Consider the following 539-nt stretch of genomic DNA (forward strand, 5'->3'; position numbering starts at 1 on the left):
ACTGTTTGATCAGTTTTACCAGATACAGATTGGCTCTTGACTTCTTTGTTATTGTTATCGACATCAACATATTTGATCATCACTTTTTGATCATTTGCTGTGTAGTAGATATCGACTGGAGCGATCTCATCATTGGCATTGACTGTAAGTTGTGCTACTGACTTATCTGCCGTATATCCATCTACTTTAGGAGCTGTATAAGCGGCAAGTTTTTGCGCTGGACTCCAAGCGTTCCAAGTAGTCTTACCTGTTACTAGATCCTTAGTACCGGTACGAGTAAAGGTAGCTGTTTGAGAGGCATCTTTGGTCGTACCATCTGGCCTATGAACCGTGATCTTTCGAGTTACAACATTTTGTGTATCTTTCTCGCCTACTTCCACGGATACCTTCTTATGTTTTACCTTTACGATGATCGGTTCGTTGCCGTTTGCTTTAAAGGTAACTGCTTTTGGTAGATCTTGACCTGCCACTAATTCATAGTTAGCTGGTACTTCATATTTTGTATCAACTGTTTGATCAGTTTTACCAGATACAGATTG

At 40.1% G+C, this 539-nt stretch carries 1 protein-coding gene; it reads right to left on the minus strand.

Features of this window, described 5'->3' with window-relative positions; genetic code table 11:
• A partial coding sequence (locus FC30_RS09560; protein WP_420896559.1) for a mucin-binding protein occupies nt 1-539 on the minus strand: 539 nt, incomplete at both ends.

This window comes from Ligilactobacillus animalis KCTC 3501 = DSM 20602 (assembly GCF_001434535.1).
GTDB lineage: Bacteria > Bacillota > Bacilli > Lactobacillales > Lactobacillaceae > Ligilactobacillus > Ligilactobacillus animalis.